Below are 21698 nucleotides of genomic sequence, written 5' to 3'. Positions count from 1 at the left end.
GACGAATACTGTAAACTCATGATAATAAGTAAGATTAATATTTAAATCACAGTGATTACGGTTTAGAAAATCAATTCCCAAAAGTATATCGCAAAGTAAAACCTGAACTTATGGTAGTAAGCGGGAATGAAGTCGAAATAACAGGTTTGGAAAACGAGTGATTGTAATAAAATACCATTGTCAGGCTTTTGCTTAGCGAATAATCTGCTGTGGTTTTTAAAGTCCATATATTTTGTCCGGCAACCAATTCATTGTTATCATAATCCAGATATCGCACAATAGTCTGATTATTTCTGAGTGTTAAGTCTGCTTTCAGGATGATATCACTTTTTATGGTATTGGTAGGATTATCAGCCAGTTTGGAGGTAAAAGTCACGTCTTTAATTCGATAACCAATACCTACAACATATTCAATCCCGTTTACTTCAGTCAGATTGTTGTTGTCAAAACTCATTGATAAGGTTCTGTCTTTATTGATTTGGGTTAAAAGTTTTAAAGAGTTTTTTAATTCAAAATCAACTTTTAAAAACGGATTGAATTGTTCTGTCAAAGTAACATTAGACATTATAGTCGGATTGTAATAATTACCATTGTCGTCCATTCCGTTCGGATCTTTAGCATAATTATAATTCGAATTGAAGGCATTTACAGTATATGTCGCCTGATAACTGTGCTGGAGAGAAAATCGTTTAAAAGTGTCTTTGAAGAAAGCATATCGCATAAGACCATTATATTTTAATGACCAGTTTGGAATCGGAATATCCCTAAAAATTCCCAATGCAGCATGATTGGCATCAGTTCCTGTGTATGCTGCCAGAAAAGAAGCTAATAAAACAGCCTGACTGGTACTGCCATACCCTAACGGAAATCCGTCTGTGCCAATGTTAGTGCTGTTGTTTATGTTAATTCCTCTTTGAGTGGCGAGTCGGTTGGCAATCGTAATTCGGTTTTTTCTAAAAGTTTCAAAAGCTTCAGAGCCATTTTCATCGCTGGTAAAAAACGCTGTTTTGATCAAGACGGTAGAAATAGCAAAAGCTCCTGAAGTATAAGGCGATCTCGAGTTGTACTGACCATTGCTTACATCATATTGTTCTGAAAAATTTTCGGAATAAGTTCTGCTTGCTGATAAATCAATTTTTAAATCCGGTAGGGGTTCTATATTGGCGAGACCTTTAAAAATCTGGCTTTTTGAAGTAGAATAATTTTGATTGAATTCCTGATAAGTCGTTAACCAGCCTTTTTTGGCAGCTTCGTCACGAATGTCGCTTTGACTTCCAAAAATAAATCCTAAAGTTGGTTTTGAAAATCCCATAAAACCGGAAGTTGGAAGATAACCCGGCAAAACAGTTCCGTTGTTCTCACTAAAATTCAGGGTAATATTTTTTATACTCGTCAAAACGCCATATAGATTTTTTAAAAAAGAATTTGGGTTTCTTTTTTCAGGAACTTCTGTTTTTACTATTTTTTCTCCGGGTTTTATCGGAGTTGTTTTCTTAGGAGCATTTTTGGTAGTACTGGTTTGTGAAATGCCTATATATTTATAAAAAGTTTCCATGTTGAAAGAAGCAGTTAAGTTGCCGGTACTGGCATTTTGAACAGTATTACCCAGATTATACGTAATGCCGTCAACTTCTATTTCTGTTAACGCTTCCGAAGACCGCTGCCAGCTGTAATCGCCTATGTAAGACAGATTGGCTTTTACAAAACTAAATACCGGAATTTTATTAATCGGAATTTCATAATTTACGACCAGCTTTTGTACATGTTTATTAGGCTCACCCGGATTAAAATAATTATCCGAAATTTTAAAACCATCAATAGGTTTATTATCGCTGTTCATATAATTTTTGACAATATTACTGGTCGATGAAGTAAAGTTTAATTTCAAAGATTTGGTGAGGTTAAAAGTAAAACCATACTGAATATTGAATTCAAAATTTCTGCTGAAAGAAGTTTCCAACGGAATTCCTTCAACTTCAGTCTGCCTGAATTGCTGTTGGCTGGACTGCCTGATAATATTGGTGTTGAATGTAATATTAGAAGGCATATAATTAAAGTTAAAATCACTCAGAAGCTTCCAGTAATTATTCTTCTTCATAAATTTTGTTTTTGCAAAAGGCTCAATGTTTTTGGACTCTATACTAAAATCATAATTTAAGGCAGTATTGCTTCTTTGATCAACATAACTCTCTCTTTCATAATCATGACTATAGGTTTCGTTGTAGGATTGAGAGAATGTAAAGTTTTCAATATCATAAACATGTGCTTTCTTTTCGGGTTTTCTTTCTTTTCTGATTCCGATAAAGTTGATGCTTGTGGTTTTGGTATAATCAATCGCCCTGTTTTTGATATTGGCTCTTTCCTGTTCCGTTTCTGCAGCATTTAGCATAGTTTCCAGCGTAACATCCGGATTTTCGGGATCGTATTTTGGAGTAATTGTTGTTTCAGAAGCAGCATAATTAAAAGGTAAATTAATACCCCATGTTTTAGGCAGCAGTTTACCAAAATTGACATTGGTAAGCAGGCTGTATTGCTGAAGGTCTTCCTGACTTCTTTCAACAGATGTCTGCTGCAAAGACCCAAAACCAATCGTACTCATTTTTCCGGTAGCCGAAATAGTAGCAAAATCTGCAAGATTAGTGTCGAGATTTACTACGGCAGCCATTCCGCCTGAATTATCCAAATCTGCGAGACGCAATTCATTAAACCAGACTTCTCCCTTAATATCCTGCTGTTGATCGTTATTTTTAATTCCAATCATTAAAGTCCGGACATATCCCAAATTCGGACTTCCTTTTACGCCCAATCGCAGCTTATTTGTTTTGCTGCTTAATGACGGATCTAATTTTTCATTGTCTTCATCCAGAAAGTAAATTCCGTCAGTAGGAAGGTCAGCAGCGGCTATTTTTTTTGACAGCATTTTAAGCTGCGATAATAGTGATAATGACAAATCAATTTCATTACTTTCGGGCCAGACCAATTCAGGACTCAAAGTTGAACAATTAGAAGATAAGGTAACCTTTAGCGGAATTTCTATCTGATAAAAATTTTCGGTGTAATCATTTCCTAACCTTATAAAAGCAGTCATTTGATCGTCTGAAAGCGGTATTTGGCCTGTAAGCGATTCGGCATGCAGAAACATTTTCAGTTTTTTATACTGACGCATATCCATACTGATGCTTTTGTAAACCGCACGGGAATCATTAAGTTCTAATCCTTTTCCGGAAACTTTTAAGCCTAAAGACTGTTCGTTTTGGTAGATCAGTGTGTTTCCGCTATAAGATTGTTCTCTTTGAACGCCGGGAGGGAGGACATAGTTTACCGGACATTTTCCGTCATTTTCCTCAATATTTACGGCAAGGACATCAAGGTCGGTATTGTCATCATCAGTATTGGTATCATTTGCATCCAATGTTTCGGTATACGTTCGCCATTCACCTCTTTGCAGATCTAATGATCCAAAACGAAGGGTTACAGGTTCGCTGAAACCGGTCATAAACATTCGCATAAAACGTATTGAAGTAAAATCGGAGATGCTGCCAATCGTATTTTCGGGCTGCGAAACCGGAATCTTAAACTGGATCCATCGTGCTTCTGTAGTAGTTCCGTTGACAAGGGTAACCTGAGTATTTCGGATATCGGTAATATAATTTTGTCCAATTTCCATATTGGCTTTCATATCAATACTATATTCATAATACGCATTAATGGTATTCATGGTAAAATCGCTATTGATATCTTCTGTGTTTGGTAATGTCGAAGATCCCTGATTGGCATCATCTGCGCTTACGGGCGAGTTTCCTTCTGTTCCGTTGTATTTTTTGTAGCGTTCTAAAATATCGCCGTTGGTATTAAGATAGTAGGTATAGTCATCTGCTGCGGGGTCAGATTCAGAGGTATAATTAGTATAGATTTGAGCTTCCTGATTGTTTTTTAAACCATCTAAACCAACATCCTGATTTGAACGGTTTGCAGCATCGGTATCAAAAGCGTAAGTCAAAGATTGCGAGGCAGGAACGTCTCCCCAGATTCCGCGTGGTGTTACCATTAATTGATCAGTCCCAAGTCCGTTTTCATATTGTTTTCTTCCGTCTTTTAGAATGTCTTCTGAAATTTCACCTAAATTAAAATACAGTTTCCCGGAGTTACTGGCATTGGTTTTCCCGTTTCCGACATAAGGATCCAAAACCCAAAATTGAATATACTGCACATTTCCCTGTTCAAAATTGGTGGTGTTTAAAGCTCTCATGATGCCTCCAAAATTTTCTTTTGGTGAAGAAGCAAAATCCAGTGCGTTGTTGTAAGGTCCTCTCTCAGACGGATAATAGCTTAAATCTAAAGTATTGACGACAAGAGATTGTCCGCTTGCAGTTTCTGTGTTTGGATATAATTCTTCAGTGTAAATTCTTCTGGTAGAATTCAGTGAAAGATCATCATTTGAAATTCCGGAAGGTTTGGAAGTATAAAAAACGGGATCGATGGTGTACCAGGCCAGTTTTGCCCTTTTATAGCCGTAACTTAAGTCATTGGCACTTTCGTTAAAATTATAAATGCTCGAAGTATTGTTACCGGGTGTCGATGCAAGACTCCATGAATAAGCAGAACTTAAGTCTATGGTAGAGGCTGTGGTTTCAAAATCGTCTACATAAATTGTCGATTCTCCTTCAAAATCACTCGCTTTTGCTGTGTTGGGTTTTAAAAAAGCAACTTCGCTACGAACGGAAATATTCGAAGGAACATCGGTATCAATATTCGGCAGTTTATTAACCAGTCTGGTAAAGAAAGGGACTTCGCTCGAAAAATTTGTATTCAGTCCGAAAATGGTATTGTCGACAGATTCCTGACCATAAACCGATTTTTGAGTATATGGCTTTTCGGTATATTTTAAATAAGTGGCGCCAATGGTAAACTGATCTGATATTTTGTGATCGACATTAAAACCGATAAAGCTTTTAGTCTGCTGCCCAAAAACAGCATTATTTTCTAAGGTTACTGTAATACTTGCATTGGAAGCCAGTAAGGCTTCATCCAGAATATGTACTTTTCCTAGTTGGTAATCAACGCTATAATCAATTCCTTCAGCCAGAATTCGTCCGTCGGCGGTAACTACTACAGATCCTTTAGCCACGTTGATTGAGCCTATCGAAATTCCGTCTGAGCCCGACGATTTATATTTTCCTTTTAATAAATATTTGTTTTTATCACTGTCCTGCAAAGCGCCGGTTTGTGTATTGTTGTACAAACTTCTGAAAACATATTTTTTCTGATTGGCATTATAAGAAGCCGTATTGTTGTAATCTTCTGCTGTGCTTGTAGCCAGTTTTTTAAAAATCAGTTCACCAAAAGGCTCTTTGGTTGTAAAAATAATTCGCCCGTTTGACGAGTCTATTGTTATTCCGGATACAAAATCAAAAAGACCGTCTCCGCCATCCTGCGGGTCGTTATTCGAATTTAACCGGTCCATATTGAAGACTTTTAATAATGGTGTTTCGGCGACTTTATTTTCATCCGTTGGGTTTGAAGGAAAAGCAGTTACTGGTGTAATGTAATTGAGCTGGGACGGATCTGTGTAAAGAATATTAAATTTGAAATCTTCCTGCGTAATTTGATAAGCACTTGGAATCTGATAAATATTTTTCATCATTAAATTCCAAACCGGATTTTTGATGTTGACCAGACTGCTTTTTAGCATTTTCAGTACTAAACTTTGTGTGGTAACCGTTTCAGAATCGGTAACAACGGTAGCATCAACACCATCACCTGCAAATTCTCCAACCTGATACACCTGATCGCCGGAAGTATATTGATAAGCAACAGCCAAAACTTCGTCATTGGCCAGTTTTTGGGTTAAAGAAATATAACCTAATTGTTTGTTCAGCGTATATTCTGTAGCACTTAACTTTCTTGCATTTTCGAGTTTTGAATAATCCTGACCTTCTTTGACAGTAGCATTAAATCCGGATGCTGAAGTTGCAATTTCCCGAATATTACTGTTGAGCAAACCGCTGCCTGATTTGATCTGAGCAGGATCATAATCATTATTTGAATTGTCCGAAGGCGAATCAGCAGGATTATTGAACATCCCCGTTGAAGGATTTAAAACCACAACCTGATCGTCGGTAAGACCTGTTAATTGTGATTCTCCTAAATCCTGAATCGCAACAATATTTCTTAAATTATTGGCTGTACTGCTAACACGGCTTTGTTTGTTTGTGACCCACACTTCGATTCTTGAAATTTGGATCCGGCTATTTATTAAAGGATAGTTTTTAAGAGTAGCATCATATTTATTTCTGAAATATTGTGATAAAAAAAAGTGTCTGTTACTGTCATAATCAAGAGCATACAAATTAAACTCCTGAACTGCTCCGCCACCTTCTGCGCTCACCGTTTTGGTTTCCGATTTTTGTTGGGAGAAGACCCCGGTAACTGTTGTTTTTCCGAATTGCAATTGTGTCTTTACACCAAATAAATTTTGTGCTCCGGTAATCAGAGTACTGTTTAAAGGCATGCTTACATTTCCAACTTCAATTTTTTGTACAATGTCATCTTCATCAGGCGTATATTCTAACTTGAATAAATTCTGAAAAGCAAATGTAGATTGTGTATCATAATTAACGTTTACATTTAGTCTGGTTCCGATTTTACCCACTAATGCCATACTGATGCGCTGATCAAAATCAAAAGTAAGACTGGATCTGTTGCTTGCCGATAATGCCGGATTCTCTTGTTTAGAATACAATAATCCCAAATCCATTTCTACAGTTCCGGTTGGTTTTACATCAATGGTATTACTTCCGAATATCGATTCAAAAAGACCTGAATTAATGTAATATCTGGGCAGTAAATCTTTTTTCGCAGATTGTGAGTCCTTTTTTTTAGCATCAATAGCATCAGATTTTTTTTTGAAATAATCCCTTCTCGATTCTTTCAAAATCAGCTTTTCATATTCTGCAGGCGTTAAAACCAGAGGATATGAAATTGAAAAGCCATCTACAGAATTGGTATAAACATAAGTGTTGGTAAATGAATTATAAGTATAAGCAGATACGATGCTTTTTGGGTTTTCAATTTCGATTTTCCCTACATCAAATCCACTTTTTATAGTATCCTGAGTTACCTGGGCGTTTGCAGTTAAAGCACAGAAAAATACCGGAAAAAAAAATAATTTTTTAATCATTTACCAGATTCCGATAACCTTTATTTATTGCTTTTGAAACGATTGTAATTGCCTTAATTCAAATCCCGATTTTGTACAATCCGAAAGATGATACAAACTGGTTTTGAAGAAAGAATGATTGGATGTTACCGGAAGTAGTTTTGTTAAATAGGCTTAGAATTTTTGGGGACTTTCTGATGTGAAAATATTGAGGCATATTCAGAGTAGCTCTCTTCAAATGCTATTCAAAGAAATGACTTAAGACGGTGATAAAATAATAAAGTAGAAGTACAGAGATTTTCGCTATACTAAGCGGGAGATAGTATCGATGAAGATTTCGTCGATAAATTATTTTTAATACGAATTGGCTAATTTTAAAGATGGCTGGAAGCAAAAAAAGGATTCACTTTATACGAAGTAAATCCTTTTTTGTTTTTTTAAGTAAAATTTTAATCTAATGAATTCTCAGATAAGTAATTCATAAACTGTGTTTTATATTGATCAGAAACTGTAATGCGTTGTTTGTTAATTATAATTTGACTACGTTCTACAACTTCCACATTTTTGAGTGCCACAATAAAAGAGCGGTGAACGCGCATAAATTGATCTGCCGGTAATTCTTCTTCCATTGTTTTTAAACTCATTAAGGTCAGAATAGGATGCGGTTCGTTTTTGATCCAGATTTTGATGTAATCTTTTAAACCTTCAATGTATAAAATCGAATCCAGATTTATTTTCAACTGTTTGTATTCAGATTTTACAAAAATGAATTCCATTTGATCGGTTTTCTCCTTTTTGGCATTTTTGGTCATCGAAAACCATTCTCTGGCTTTATTGACTGCGGTAAAGAATTCGGTATAGTCAAAAGGTTTCAGTAAATAATCAATAGCTTCGGCTTTTAAACCTTCCAGAGCATACTGGTCAAAAGCAGTTGTAAAAATAATCCGGGTAGATTTCGGAATCAGTTTTGCCAATTCCAGACCCGTTAAATCCGGCATCTGAATGTCCAGAAAAATCAAATCAACACGTTCTTCATTTAAAAACTCTAAAGCTTCAATGGCACTGTTACATTTTTTTTGAAGCTGTAAAAAAGGCGTTTTGACCACATAACTTTCAACTAAATTCAAAGCCATTGGTTCATCATCAACAATCAGACACGTTATTTTATCAGACATAAATTCGTTTTTATTATACAACAATTAAGTTTCTAACGTAAGGTTTACAATAAAAAAACCGTCTTTTACAACTGTAGAAAATTCATGTCTCCCCGGGTAAAGCAGCTGCAGTCTTTTCTTCATATTTTGCAAACCAATTCCCGAACCGCTTTTGTCACTTTCTGTTTTAGGGAAATTATGGTTTTGGATACTGAAGTCAATGCGGTTTTCATCAATACTCATCTTAAAGATAATTTCAGATTCCTGACTTGCCGAAACGCCATGTTTGAAAGCATTTTCGATTAAGGAAATAAATAAAAGCGGTACAACCTGAAGATCTGTTTTTAAGATCGGAAAATCATATTCAATTTTTGTGTTCTCTGTAAACCGGAGCTTCATTAATTCAATATAATTGGTAATAAACTGAATTTCGTTTTTCAGGCTGACCTTTTCATCATTGGTCTGATATAACAAATAACGCATTAACTTGCTCAGACTGTGAATAGTCTGTTTGGCTTGCTCCGGCGAAGTGTCCACCAAAGAATAAATATTGTTGAGTGAATTAAAAAAGAAATGCGGCTGTAACTGGTATTTTAAATGCTGTAATTCAGATTCTAATTTGATGGTAACTGCTTCTTTACGTTCTACTTCGGTTTTTATCCAGCGTTCGGTTGTTTTTACTGCTATGGAAAAAACAACAGGAACACTAAATAATATAAAATCACTGTAAATGAATAAGCTTCTGGAAGGCCTGAAATCATCATTTTTGTCCGGATGAGGCATTCGAAGATCAAAAAAAACATCCTTGATAGATTGGTTTGCCCAGATAAAAAGCGTGATAAGAACGAGATTGATCAAAATGAACCAAACGAATTTTTTAGAAAACAGATAGCGTTCAATCAGTACAAAGTAGTTGCAGTAAAATATGATGGAATACCAGAATAACGGAATCCATGAAAAAAACAGCACTGCTTTGATAGCCTGATTTTGTCCTGATGAAAGTAAATAGGGAAGCATAAACAATACAAACCAGATCATGGCATGCAGAAACCCTATTAGTAATTTATTCTGTTTAAAATTCATTAGTATCTTGTTTTATTCATAACGCAATGCAGTAATCGGATCTAACGATGCCGCTTTTTTGGCAGGATACCATCCGAAAAATATTCCTGTAATGGCACAGACTAAAAACGAAATTACAATAGAATAACTTGTTACAGCTGTTGGCCAATGCAGTACTTTTTCGATAAAAAGAGTGGTCCCTAATCCCAAAGATACACCAATTATTCCTCCGGTAACGCTAATCATAATGGCTTCGATTAAAAACTGCATCAAAATATCGGTATCTTTTCCGCCAACAGCGAGGCGTAAACCGATTTCTCTTGTTCTTTCTTTTACCGAAACGTACATGATATTCATAATCCCAATTCCGCCTACTAATAATGAAATACCGGCAATGGCAACTAATAAGATTGTTAACATTTCACTGGTTGAACTAAAGGTCGAAATCATTTCTTCCATAGAAAAAACATTAAAATCGTCTTCTTTATCTCCGGTAATTTTATGTCTTTCTCTTAAAATTGAAGTCACTTCGTCAACAGCCTGCTGCGATTTTTCTTCACTAACAGAAGAAGCAACAATCGATTCCAGATATTCCTGAGCCAAAATACGTTTTTGAACTGTCGTATAAGGCGCCAAAATAACATCATCCTGATCTTGTCCAAAAGTACTTTCTCCTTTTTTCTCTAAAACACCAATCACTTTAAATGGAATACTATTGAAGCGAATCATTTTTCCAATCGGATCTTCATTTGGGAATAAATTTGTTGCTACAGTCTGCCCAATCACAGCAACTTTTGCAGCCGATTTTATTTCCTGATCCGTAAAGATGCTTCCGGTTTTGACCTCCCAGACTTTAATTTTTAAATATGCTGAAGTGATGCCATAAATAGAGGTCGGCCAGTTGTGCGCGCCATAAATCGATTGTCCGCTCCCGTTTACCAAAGGAGAAACCGCCGAAAGCATTTTGGTTTGTGTTTTCAAAGCCTCATAATCACCCAAAGTCAGTGTCTGCATGGCGCTCGGATCTAAACGGACACCGCCACGCATATCAGCACCGGGGCGAACGGTTATCATATTAGAACCCATACTCGAAATTTTACTTTTAATACTTTCTTTCGAGCCTTCACCAATGGCAAGCATCGCAATAACAGACGCCACACCAATAATGATTCCGAGCATGGTAAGCAAAGTTCGCACCTTATTCAGGATAATGGCTCGCCATGCGATTTTAAATAAATTTAGAATTCTCATAATTATTCGTCTTCTTTCCCTAATGCAGCCAAAGCTTCTGCTGCAGAGAGAATATTAGTATTTGGACTGTCTTTTATAATATGCCCGTCTTTAAGTACGATGGTACGGCTGCTGAATGTGGCAATGTCCGGCTCATGAGTTACAAAAACGATTGTTTTCCCCTGTTTGTTTAACTCTTGAAAAAGTGCCATAATTTCATAAGAAGTTCTCGTGTCCAGGTTTCCAGTGGCTTCATCGGCCAGAATTACAACCGGATTATTGACCAAAGAACGCGCTATGGCCACACGCTGCTGCTGTCCGCCCGAAAGCTGTGCGGGTGTATGATGTAACCTGTTACTCAAATTTACTTTTTCGAGAGAGGCCAGTGCCAATGCGTCCATTTCCTCAGAATCATATTTGGTATTGTACATCAGCGGCAGTTTTACATTTTCGATAGCTGTTGTTTTCGGCAGTAAATTATAAGACTGAAAAATAAAACCGATTTTTTCATTTCGAATTTTAGCCAGTTCTTTTTTAGATTGCTGTTTTACCACAACAGTATCAATATCATAAACTCCGGAAGTGGGCTGGTCCAGACAGCCTAAAATATTCAGTAAACTGCTTTTTCCCGATCCGCTGGAACCCATTATAGTTACAAATTCTCCTTCTTCAATCGAAAATGAAACCCCTTTTAAAGCGTGAATGGTTTCTTCTCCCATTACAAACGAACGCTTTAAATCTTCTATTTTTATAATTGTTTTAGCCATCGTTATTTCTTTTTTCCGGGAGGTTTTGGCATAAAAGGACTGTCATTATCTCCTGTTTCAGCCGGAACATCTTCTTTTGTAATTTCTCTTAAACCATAAACCAGTTGATCGTCCTGTTTTAATCCGCTTAGAACTTCTACATTGATTCCGTCGCTGGTGCCCAGTTTTACAATTGTCGGAAATATATTTTTACCATCGAAAACCCAAACCTGAGCACTTCCTTTGTCAATATTTTTGTTTGATCCTAAAGGTGTTACTGCAAGATTGTTTTGCTTTTGATACGAAGCCAGAACTTTAGCATCCGGCTCAAAATTGGTTGCTTTGGCTTCTATAGTTAAAACCTCTTTTAATTCTAAAGTATAAATAGAAATAGTAGCCGTAAGTCCTGGTTTTAATTTCAAATCCGGATTATCAGCTTTGATAACTACCGTATAAGTCACAACATTTGAAGTGGTTGTAGCATTTAATCTTACCTGAGTAATGACACCCTGAAACTCTTCACCCTGAAAAGCATCTACGGTAAAAGTTACGCGCTGTCCTTGTTTCACCTGACCAATATCGGCTTCATCAACATTCGCTTCAACCTGCATTTCAGTCAGGTTTTTTGCGATTGTAAATAGGGTAGGAGTGCTGTAACTTGCCGCTACGGTTTGCCCTTCGTCAACAGCTTTAGATAAAATTACGCCGTCAATTGGTGAATAAATATTTGCATAACTTAAATTGGTCTGCGCTTTCTGCAAATCTGATGAACGCTGAATTACAGTGCTTTTTGCATTGTTCAGGTTGTATAGTGCTTCGTCATAATCAGAACGGCTGATAACCTGACTGTCATATAAAGTCTTTTGTCTGTTAAAAATACTCTGCAGATAGCGCTGCTCGTTTAAAGCGCTGTTGTATAAGGCTTTCGCCTGTACCAGTGCCGATTGTAAATTCGTTTTGTCTAATTCGGCCAAAAGCTGTCCTTTTTTAACAACGCTGTTATAATCGACATAAATTTTCTCTACAACTCCGGAAACCTGAGTTCCGACTTCAACTTCATTGATAGGCTGAACAGTTCCGGTAGCCGTTACTGTCGTTTTAATATCTGCAATTTTAGCTTTTAGCGATTCTACTTTTATCGGAGTTTCTTTAGATCCCGGTAAAAAGGAAAAACAAATAGCTACAAGTAAGAAGCCAACGGCAGATAATACAATAATTTTATTCTTTTTATTTTTCATCGTTTTTAGATTTTAATGTCATTCCCCTGATAAAAGGATAATAGTTGTGTGTATAGAATGTTGAGGTATTTTGCCTGAATATAATTTTGAGCTGAATTAGTATAAGTATTTTGGCTGATCACCAAATCGGTAGTACTCAGAGCACCTAATTCATATTTTTTTTGTGCCAGAGCATACGATTCTTCCGCAGCTTCTTTTGCCGATTGTGCAGAAATCATTTGTTCGCTTGAAGCTGTTGCGTTTTCCCAGGCGGTCTGAATCTTTTTGTAGAGTTCTTTTTGAGCAGTCTGCAAAGCTATTTCGGCTTTATCAATGCTTATTTTGGCATTTTGAACTTGTGCTTTGGTTTGATTTCTGTTGAAAATCGGAACACTTAATGATAGACCTACTCTTTGATTGAAGTTTAAATTCAACTGATCTGAAAAACTTAATTCCTGCGTATTGGTATAACCTGAACCCAAACTTCCCGAAAGCGATAAAGTTGGGAGATAACCTCCTTTTGCAATGTCTAATTCCTTTTGAGAAACGGCCACATTCAGTTGCGAAGATTTAATTTCAGGCATCATTGAAACGGCTTTATTGTAAACCTCAATCTTACCGGGAATTGTTTCTGCCGTTTTACTTTCTAACGGAAAAGCAATTTCAAAATCTTCTTCAGGGCCTAGTTCCAGTAATTGTTTCAGGACTAAGATTTGTTTCGAAAGCGCATTTTGAGCAGCAATAAGATTGTATTTATTAGTTGCTGCCTGCGATAGGGCATCGGTATAATCTTTTCGGGCAACACTTCCGGCGTCTAATCTTAATTTGGCTCTTTGTACTTCTTTTTCGCTGGCTTTCAAATTGTTTTCGGCGATTCGTATACCTTCATTATTGTATAAAATTTGTACATAAGCTTCAGTAATGCTTAAGATTACGCTGTTTTCAGCTTCTTCAACAAAAGCCGAATTTTGGTCAACCAGTAATTTATTCTGTTTAATTTGATTAGAAATCTGATTGCCCTGAAACAAAGTAACTGACGAGTTGATTCCCACGCTTGTAGAATTGATTTTTTGGCTCACATAATCACTTGTAATCGGATCGATTGAGTTTCCAAAAGATAAATTTTGCGATGCAGAACCTGTTAAATTGGGCAGTCTTGACGATTTCGACTGATCGTAATTTACTTCAGCGGCATTTTTACTCAATACAGATGTTTTGATGCTGATGTTTTTTTCTTTAGCGTAAGCAAAACAATCTTCGAGTGTCCATTGCTTTTTAGTATTTGATGTTCCCTGCCCGTAACTGAACAAAGAGCATAGTATAAAACTTATTATTACAGTGGCTTTCATTTGATACTTTTTTAATTTGAATCAAAATTCAGAACTATCTGTAAACTATGAGAATGCAATAGACAGGTGGCTGGCTCAAATAGACAGAAAGTCTTTTTGTATAGATGAGAAATATGCAGGTAATGGAGAAAAACAGGAGTTTATTGTGTTATAATACAATACCATATCAATAATAATTTCAATTAAATAACCCTTCTGAGAAACTCTGCAGAGCAATGAAATCAGAGGGTTTTTCGTTGCAAAAAACTGTTTAATCAATTTAGAAAAACATTAAACTTATTTGGAATAATTAAAAATAATTTGGATAAAAGGACATTAGCCATTACTTTTGCGTCATAAAAAATTAACTCTTACCAAAGATGAAAATAAATACCATCAAAAAACTGTTATTTAGTTTGTTGTTTTTGAGTTCGTTAACTGTAATAGGTCAGGGACTCGGAAAAGTAAGCGGTAAAGTATCGCTAAGTGGAAATTTTCCTGCTGAGAATATTTCTATAAAACTAAAAGGAACAAAGTACACAGCTGTTACCAATGAAAACGGACAATATGAAATTAAGTCTGTTAAACCGGGAAGCTATATCATTAGTATTAATTCTGTCGGAATTAAATCGGTAGAAGAAAAAATTGAAGTAGTAGCAAATCAGACTACAACAAAAAACTTCTCTCTTTCTGAAAGTCAGGAAGATCTTGATGAAGTAATCATTACAAAAAACAAGTATAAACAAGACAAGCCGTCAATGTCATTGCGTCTTCAGACTCCTATACTTGAAATCCCGCAAAATATTCAGATTGTAAGTGCTCAGACTTTAAAAGATCAGCAAATTACAAGCATGAGCGACGGAGTTATTCGTAATGTGAGTGGTGCTGTACGTTTGGAACACTGGGGAGACATGTATACTAACATCACTATGCGCGGATCTCAAATTCAGGCTTTTAGAAATGGTTTTAATGTGGTTTCTTCTTATTGGGGACCTTTGACCGAAGATATGAGTTTTGTTGACCACATTGAATTCGTAAAAGGGCCGGCAGGTTTCATGCTTTCAAGTGGTGATCCGAGTGGTTTGTACAATGTGGTTACAAAGAAACCAACCGGAATTACAAAAGGTGAAGTAAGTGTTTTAGCAGGTAGTTTTGATTTCTACCGTGCCAGTGTTGATTTAGACGGAAAATTTGATAAAGCCGGAAAATTCCTCTACCGTTTTAATGGTTCTTTCCAAAAGAAACGTTCTCACAGACCTTTTGAACATAACGACCGTTATGTAATAGCTCCGGTTTTATCTTATCAATTGAGCGATAAAACCAAAGTAACATTAGAATATAACGGACAGTTTGCCAACATGACTGAAGTAGGTTCCTATTATGTTTTTAGCTCAGCAAGTGAAGGCTATGCAACTACACCTGTAGATTTCACTATGACACAGCCTGGTTTACCGGACACTAAAATGAATGACCACAGCGGGTATTTGATGTTTGAACATAACTTTGATAGCAACTGGAAATTGACAGCACAGACTTCTTATTTTAAATATTTGCAGGATGGTTACAGTTCCTGGCCTTCGGCAGTTGGCCCGGGAAGTGTAGATTTAGATTATGATGGAGTATCTGAAGGTACTTTGGCACCAGGAGAAATTATTAGAAATGTTGGTATTTGGGATGCAGAAAGTGATATGTTTTTGGGTCAGATTTTCGTGAATGGAAAATTCAACACAGGACCTGTAAGTCATAAAGTTTTGGGAGGTATGGACTTAGGAAGGAAAGATTATATGGCCGATTGGGGACAATCTCATAATTTAGATACTGTTGATGATCCATTTGATGTCTTAAATCCCGATTATGGTCCGCCTGCGAATGGAATGCCAAATTTTGATGAAACAACACCTTTAAGACTGAGAGCCGGAGGGATATATGGTTCGCAATATGCTGCCGGATATGTTCAGGATGAATTAGGTTTCTTAGAAAATAAATTAAGATTAACACTTGCGGGCCGTTACACCTGGATAAAACAAACAAGCAGTTATAGCGATCCGGCAGTAGATAGTCATATTACTCCTCGTGTAGGATTAAGCTGGTCAGTAAACCCTTCTTTGGCTGTTTATGGAGTATACGATCAGGCTTTTACCCCTCAGTCGGGTTTTACAAGTAATGGAGAAAGTATGAAGCCTCTTACGGGTACTAACAGAGAAATCGGTATTAAAAAAGATTGGTTTAATGGCACTTGGAGCACAACGGTTTCAGCATACAGCATTTTAAAACAAAATGAAAAAACATCTGATCCAAATAGCCCTCCAGCAATGGGGTACTCTATTTCATTAGGAGAGAAAAAAGCTGAAGGTTTTGAAGTGGATTTAAGAGGTAAGATTGTTGATGGTTTAAACTTAATTGCTAATTATGCCTTTACAGAATCTAAAGTAACAAAAATTTCTGATGATATTTCTCAGGCGACAGGTATTAAAGAAGGTGATATAGTTCCTGGATACTCTAAACACGTAGCAAATGCATGGTTGAATTACGTAGTCCCTTCAGGCATCTTAAAAGGTTTCGGTGCATCTGTTGGAGGGACATATCTTGCAGGTCGCCAGACAGATACCTGGAGTGAAGGATTAGAAAGATTACCTGATTATTTTAAATTAGATGGCGGATTATCCTATGAAACCAAAAAAATCAAAGTAACGGCTAATGTCTTTAATATCTTAGATGAATATTTGTATAGCGGTTCATTCTACCAATGGGTTGGTGATGGAGTTTATTACTGGCAAACCGAACCACCTAGAAACTTTAGAGTAGGTGTAACATATAAATTCTAAAAAATAATTCTGTTTTATCATACAAAACCGCCTCAAAGTGCTATTTGAGGCGGTTTTTTTTGCACTGTTGGTTACGTTGATTCTTTACAGAAATTAGCGGTTTTACACACCGCTCAAAATTTTTAAGGTATTTTTAAGTCAGTGATTATTGTATTAAGAATCAGTATCTTTCATTGTTACAAAACTGTTTTTATTCTTTTACAGCAAAACTTAATGATGCAATAAACAGTATCTATTTGTAAATTAGCGCAAAACATTCCACAATGACAGTATTAACATTTACGCTGATTATGCTTTTAGGAGCTTTTTTAGCCGGTTTTGTAGGCTCCTTATCCGGATTAGGCGGCGGAATCATCATTATACCTCTTCTGACAGTTATCCTCGGAGTCGATATTCATTATGCCATTGGTGCGGCTTTGGTGTCGGTAATCGCTACATCATCCGGTTCTGCAGCGGCTTATGTAAAAGAAGGAATTACGAATATGCGTCTCGGGATATTCCTCGAAATCGCAACTACACTCGGAGCCGTTGGCGGAGCACTGCTTTCCACCATTGCACCGACATCATTTATCGCCGTTTTATTCGGACTCACACTTATTTTCTCTGCTGTTAATTCCCTGCGAAAAAAAGAAGAACACATCGTTTTAGAATCCAGTCCGCTGGCCAAAAAACTGCATCTGAACGGTACGTATCCCACCCATGACGGGGAAGTCGTAGCATACGGAACAAAAAATGTCATTGGCGGATTCAGTATGATGGGGATCGCCGGAATGATGTCGGGATTATTAGGAATCGGTTCCGGAGCCTTCAAAGTAATTGCGATGGACAATATCATGCGGATTCCGTTTAAGGTTTCTACCACCACCAGCAATTTTATGATGGGAGTTACCGCAATGGCGAGTTCCGTAATTTACATTCAGAAAGGTTATATCGAACCCGGAATTTGTATGCCGGTCGTAATCGGGGTGTTGTTTGGAGCCATGGCAGGAGCCAAAATTCTGGTAAGAACCAACCCGAAAAAACTGCGCATTTTCTTTGCCTGCCTCATTTTTGTACTGGCGATAAACATGATTTACAATGGCATTAACGGAAAAATCTAAAAACATGACACCCAATACATCTCAGGAAAAAGATTTTCAGAACATTATAGGCAATTTATTGCGTTACGGCATTTGGACGGCATTATCAGTAGCCGCCATTGGAGGCGTTGTTTATCTGCTGCATCACGGTCAGGAAATCGAAGACTACTCGGTATTTAAAGAAAATGACAGAAACATTTTCGAAGTAATCGCCGCAATTTACCAGGGCTTAATTCAGGGAAAAGGCGACTCAATCATCTTCTCCGGAATCATACTTCTGTTCCTCACGCCCGTATTTCGGGTTTTGCTGTCGTTATTTTCTTTCCTCCTCGAAAAAGACTACCTCTATGTGGCCATCACCACCATCGTAATCGGCATCATTATCCTTAGTATTTCGTTTGGGTTTTCGCATTAATGTAGCTATTTCTTTTTTTAGAGTTTTCAGAAGCTAATCCAGCTGTGCGCTATATCTTTTCCGCCGAACCCCGGCGGAAAAAGGATGCCGCTTCCATCTGGGCTAGGGCTGTTGGTTTCATGGGAAGATTTAGTGAAATATAAATAGATAAATTCGTTTAAATATTTCATATAACATTGCAAGAATTCCAATTCCTGCAATAACATAAACTCTCCAACTACGCATTTTAGTAATTGAATTCATTTACTCGAATATTAATAATTCTGGTGCTCGATTGCATCGAGTACCTACTTTCTTTTGAACACTAAAGCAAAGCGTTTGCAACGCGGATATTCAGGACACAAAATAATCTAATGAAAGCGGACTGTACCATTTCACTTTTATAGAAAACTTTCTTTAATTACCCGCGTTGCAAACGCTACGTTTAGGTTACATAATATAAGTAGGTACTCGATGCAATCGAGCACCAGATTTGTTGGTAAACGAGCGCTAGTTAGGGTAGTGTTTTATTCCTTCCCCCAAATTCTCGTATTCAAATCCAGTTCATGAACAATATCCTGCATAAACTGAACGATAGAAAGATCAGCTTTAAGCAAATCAGGAACTAAAAGCGAAGTGCTAATAGGCGCTTCAAAGTAATTGTGAGATAACGGAAAGGCGATATACATTTTAGAATCTATAAACGAAATTGAAATTGTCTCGTCAGATTTACGGTTTAAAGCCAGAATTCTCTCCATCATCGCAGGTGTCAGAATATATCTTGCTTCAATTTGGTTTTTGGAATACGTTACAAATTTGCTGTCAAATTCTATATTTTCTAATTGCACTTTATCAGTATTGCCAAAACTCAAAATGTTTTTGGAAAGCCAAGAACTAATATCATCTAAAGCATTTTTTGGACGTACTACCGTCGAAGTACTAAAGTTTTTATTAAAATCAGCAATAAAAACAATTCCCTTGAAAATGTTATACCATTTTGTATGCTTTTTGTTTTCGCTTTCTATTTTATACTCGGCATGAACCTCTGCAAAATAAAAAGAAGTTTCATCAATCGTTCCGGTTATTAAATCCTGTGAATTACAACGATCCGGTCTAGTGGTAAAAAGTTCAGAACTTATAAATTCACAATCTGAAATTCCACTTTGTGGTGTAAAAACTAAATTTTCATTGACATTTTTTAGTGCCGGTGTTACAATATTCGTTTTGTAGACAGCTTTATATTTTTGTATATCATTTTCTGTTTTAATGCGTATGGCAGAACGAATAATTCCGTAAACGAAAAAAAAACCTAAAAGTACTAAAGTATGAAATTTAATTATTAGCCATATCACTGCAGTTATAAAGGCAAGACCCGTTATTATATTGGATAATTTACGGTTTTTGGATATTATTTTTCGGTCAATTTCTAATGTATTCAGAGCTTCCTGAAAGCCTGCAATGTGATTAATTTCTGAATTCATTAATTATTGAAAAGCTCTTTTGCACTAATGTTTTTACGTTCTTCTTCGGGTGTTGCCAGTACATCAGTTTTGGTAAAACCTAGCATTCCGGCAAACAAATTGCGCGGAAACGTCATAATTGTATTATTATAGTCAGTTACTACAGCATTGTAGGTTCTTCTTGCAGCAGCGATTTGTTCTTCGCTTTCTGTCCAGGTAGTTTGCAAATTTAAGAAATTGGTATTGGCTTTTAAATCAGGGTAATTTTCGACCGTTACCATTAAGCCCTTTACTGCCCTGCTTAATTCGGCATCTAAACTCGTTTTTTCGTTGTCTGTCACCCCCCCTGAAGTAGCTTTGGAGCGTAGCTCTGCTATTTTGGTTAAAGTACCTTGTTCATGATTGATGTATTGTTTTACCAATTCAACAAGGTTTGGAATCAGGTCAAAACGTTTTTTCAGCATTACATCAATAGCAGAGAAAGCACTAACAGCCTGATTTCTTTTTAAGATAAGGGAATTGTAAATTGAGATTCCAAAAATCAAAAGGAAAACAAAAAATCCTAAAATAACAATCATGGTTTATTTTTTTTAAAATTGATTACGGGCAAATATATAGAAAAGGAAATAAGTTTTGCTCTTTATTTTTTTAGATTTAGGCACAAATTTGAATGTTGAAAATTTGATATTTCAACTAAAAATTGACTAAAAAATATAACTTTATCCCCAAAATAAATATGATTTTAGCGTTACCAATACAAAGCTTCTTTAAAACTAATTTCAAATGAACAAAAACATAACCGCTCTCTACAACATCGCCCAAAAACCAACCCGAAAAATACTCGGTTTAATGTCCGGAACTTCGCTTGACGGGCTGGATATTGCTTTGTGTGAAATTTCGGGAGCGGGCGAAAATACAAACGTTACCATTCTGGAATTTGAAACCATCCCTTACTCAGAAGATATTAAAACTGAAATCAGAAAAGTTTTTGCTCAAAAAACAATCGATTTTCAGCTTTTGGCGCTGCTCAATGAATGGATCGGAATTTTGCATAGCGAAATGATTAATGACAGTCTTGCCAAATGGAATATTCTTGGAAACGAAGTCGATCTGATTGCCTCACACGGACAGACGGTTTTACATGCTCCTAAGTTTTTGCATCAGCAGGAAAAATTTCCTAATGCGACTTTGCAAATTGGAGACGGTGATCATATAGCCGTAAAAACCGGAATTATCACACTATCCGATTTTAGGCAAAAACATGTTGCAGCGGGTGGCGAAGGAGCGCCTTTGGCGGTGTATGGGGATTATTTATTATTCGGTAAAAAAGGCGAAAACCGCATCATGCTCAACATGGGTGGAATCGCAAATTACACTTATCTGCCGGCCTCATTAAACGCCGAAGAGGTTTTTGTAACCGATACCGGAACTGCAAATACCTTAATTGATATTTATACCAAACATTATTTTCCTGAAAAAAGCTACGACAAAGATGCCGAAATTGCACAGCAGGGAACCATAAATCAGGAACTTTTAAGCGAACTCAAAAAAGATAATTTTTTTCAGAAAAGCTTCCCGAAAACAATTGGTCAGGAGTTATTTAATTTCGATTTTGTACAGTCGGCTTTGGTTAAATTAGATTTGGCAGCCATTTCGGCATCAGATTTGCTGGCGACTTTAACACGCTTAAGTGCCGAAACTATTGCGGAAGCAATTTATTTCACGATAAAAAACACTCAGATTCAGGCTGAAGATTTCCATATTTACATGTCAGGAGGCGGGACTAACAATCCGTTACTGGTAAAATGGCTAAAGGAATTATTGCCTTGCCAGTTTCATACCAGCAATGATCTTGGGATTTTAAGCGATGCAAAAGAAGCGGTTTTATTTGCGCTTTTGGCAAACGAAACCGTTGCAGGAGGAGATTATAATTTCGGAAACAGCAAAGGTATTCCATCAGTCACAATGGGGAAAATCTCGTTTCCGGACTAATTTTTAACACATAGCTTATGTGTTTTTAAGCAAGTGAAACGTCTTTATACAC

At 36.6% G+C, this 21698-nt stretch carries 13 protein-coding genes; 4 read left to right on the top strand and 9 right to left on the bottom strand.

What is annotated here, in order from left to right; all coding sequences use genetic code 11:
* Positions 1-70: 70 nt before the first annotated feature.
* The 7 genes from sov to GWR14_RS14675 form a co-directional block, all read right to left on the bottom strand.
* Positions 71-7180 carry a T9SS outer membrane translocon Sov/SprA gene (gene sov / locus GWR14_RS14705; protein ID WP_163409827.1) on the bottom strand — a complete coding sequence of 2370 codons (7110 nt, stop codon included), beginning with the start codon at positions 7178-7180 and terminating at the stop codon, positions 71-73.
* A gap of 428 nt (positions 7181-7608) precedes the next feature.
* Positions 7609-8334 (bottom strand): LytR/AlgR family response regulator transcription factor, encoded by a 726-nt coding sequence (locus GWR14_RS14700; protein ID WP_163409826.1) that lies wholly within the window; start codon positions 8332-8334, stop codon positions 7609-7611.
* A gap of 24 nt (positions 8335-8358) precedes the next feature.
* Entirely contained in the window at positions 8359-9396 is a 1038-nt protein-coding gene (locus GWR14_RS14695; protein ID WP_246236325.1) for a sensor histidine kinase, read from the bottom strand.
* 12 nt (positions 9397-9408) lie between these two features.
* Positions 9409-10626, bottom strand: coding sequence for an ABC transporter permease (locus GWR14_RS14690; RefSeq protein WP_163409825.1), 1218 nt, complete (start codon positions 10624-10626; stop codon positions 9409-9411).
* Between the two features lie 2 nt (positions 10627-10628).
* A complete protein-coding gene (locus GWR14_RS14685) occupies positions 10629-11372 on the bottom strand; it encodes an ABC transporter ATP-binding protein (protein WP_163409824.1) in 744 nt (247 codons plus the stop codon).
* 2 nt (positions 11373-11374) lie between these two features.
* A complete protein-coding gene (locus tag GWR14_RS14680) occupies positions 11375-12589 on the bottom strand; it encodes an efflux RND transporter periplasmic adaptor subunit (RefSeq protein ID WP_163409823.1) in 1215 nt (404 codons plus the stop codon).
* 5 nt (positions 12590-12594) lie between these two features.
* The gene (locus GWR14_RS14675) at positions 12595-13917 is read right to left on the bottom strand and encodes a TolC family protein (protein WP_163409822.1); all 1323 of its coding nucleotides are present in this window, start codon (positions 13915-13917) and stop codon (positions 12595-12597) included.
* Between the two features lie 359 nt (positions 13918-14276).
* Between GWR14_RS14675 and GWR14_RS14670 the strand changes: the two genes are divergently transcribed.
* From GWR14_RS14670 to GWR14_RS14660, 3 genes are all read left to right on the top strand, one after another.
* A complete protein-coding gene (locus GWR14_RS14670; RefSeq protein ID WP_163409821.1) occupies positions 14277-16721 on the top strand; it encodes a TonB-dependent receptor in 2445 nt (814 codons plus the stop codon).
* Positions 16722-16984: 263 nt separating this feature from the next.
* Positions 16985-17821 (top strand): sulfite exporter TauE/SafE family protein, encoded by an 837-nt coding sequence (locus GWR14_RS14665; RefSeq protein WP_163395974.1) that lies wholly within the window; start codon positions 16985-16987, stop codon positions 17819-17821.
* Positions 17799-18215, top strand: a complete 417-nt coding sequence (locus GWR14_RS14660) for a DUF1634 domain-containing protein (RefSeq protein WP_246236324.1) — start codon at positions 17799-17801, stop codon at positions 18213-18215. Before GWR14_RS14665 ends, GWR14_RS14660 begins: the two co-directional genes overlap by 23 nt.
* A gap of 506 nt (positions 18216-18721) precedes the next feature.
* On the opposite strand, the gene GWR14_RS14655 is transcribed toward GWR14_RS14660, so the two are convergent.
* Together GWR14_RS14655 and GWR14_RS14650 are read right to left on the bottom strand one after the other, a co-directional pair.
* Positions 18722-19675 (bottom strand): DUF3137 domain-containing protein, encoded by a 954-nt coding sequence (locus tag GWR14_RS14655; RefSeq protein WP_163409820.1) that lies wholly within the window; start codon positions 19673-19675, stop codon positions 18722-18724.
* Positions 19675-20232, bottom strand: coding sequence for a LemA family protein (locus GWR14_RS14650; protein WP_163409819.1), 558 nt, complete (start codon positions 20230-20232; stop codon positions 19675-19677). The genes GWR14_RS14655 and GWR14_RS14650 overlap by 1 nt, the downstream gene beginning before the upstream one ends.
* Before the next feature lie 205 nt (positions 20233-20437).
* On the opposite strand from GWR14_RS14650, the gene GWR14_RS14645 reads away from it, so the two are divergent.
* Positions 20438-21646 carry an anhydro-N-acetylmuramic acid kinase gene (locus tag GWR14_RS14645; RefSeq protein ID WP_163409818.1) on the top strand — a complete coding sequence of 403 codons (1209 nt, stop codon included), beginning with the start codon at positions 20438-20440 and terminating at the stop codon, positions 21644-21646.
* Positions 21647-21698: the final 52 nt, after the last annotated feature.

The organism is Flavobacterium ajazii, from assembly GCF_010614725.1.
In the GTDB taxonomy this organism is placed as follows: domain Bacteria; phylum Bacteroidota; class Bacteroidia; order Flavobacteriales; family Flavobacteriaceae; genus Flavobacterium; species Flavobacterium ajazii.
Note: the sequence above shows the minus strand (reverse complement) of the source record. Positions and strands in the feature narration are given on the sequence as shown.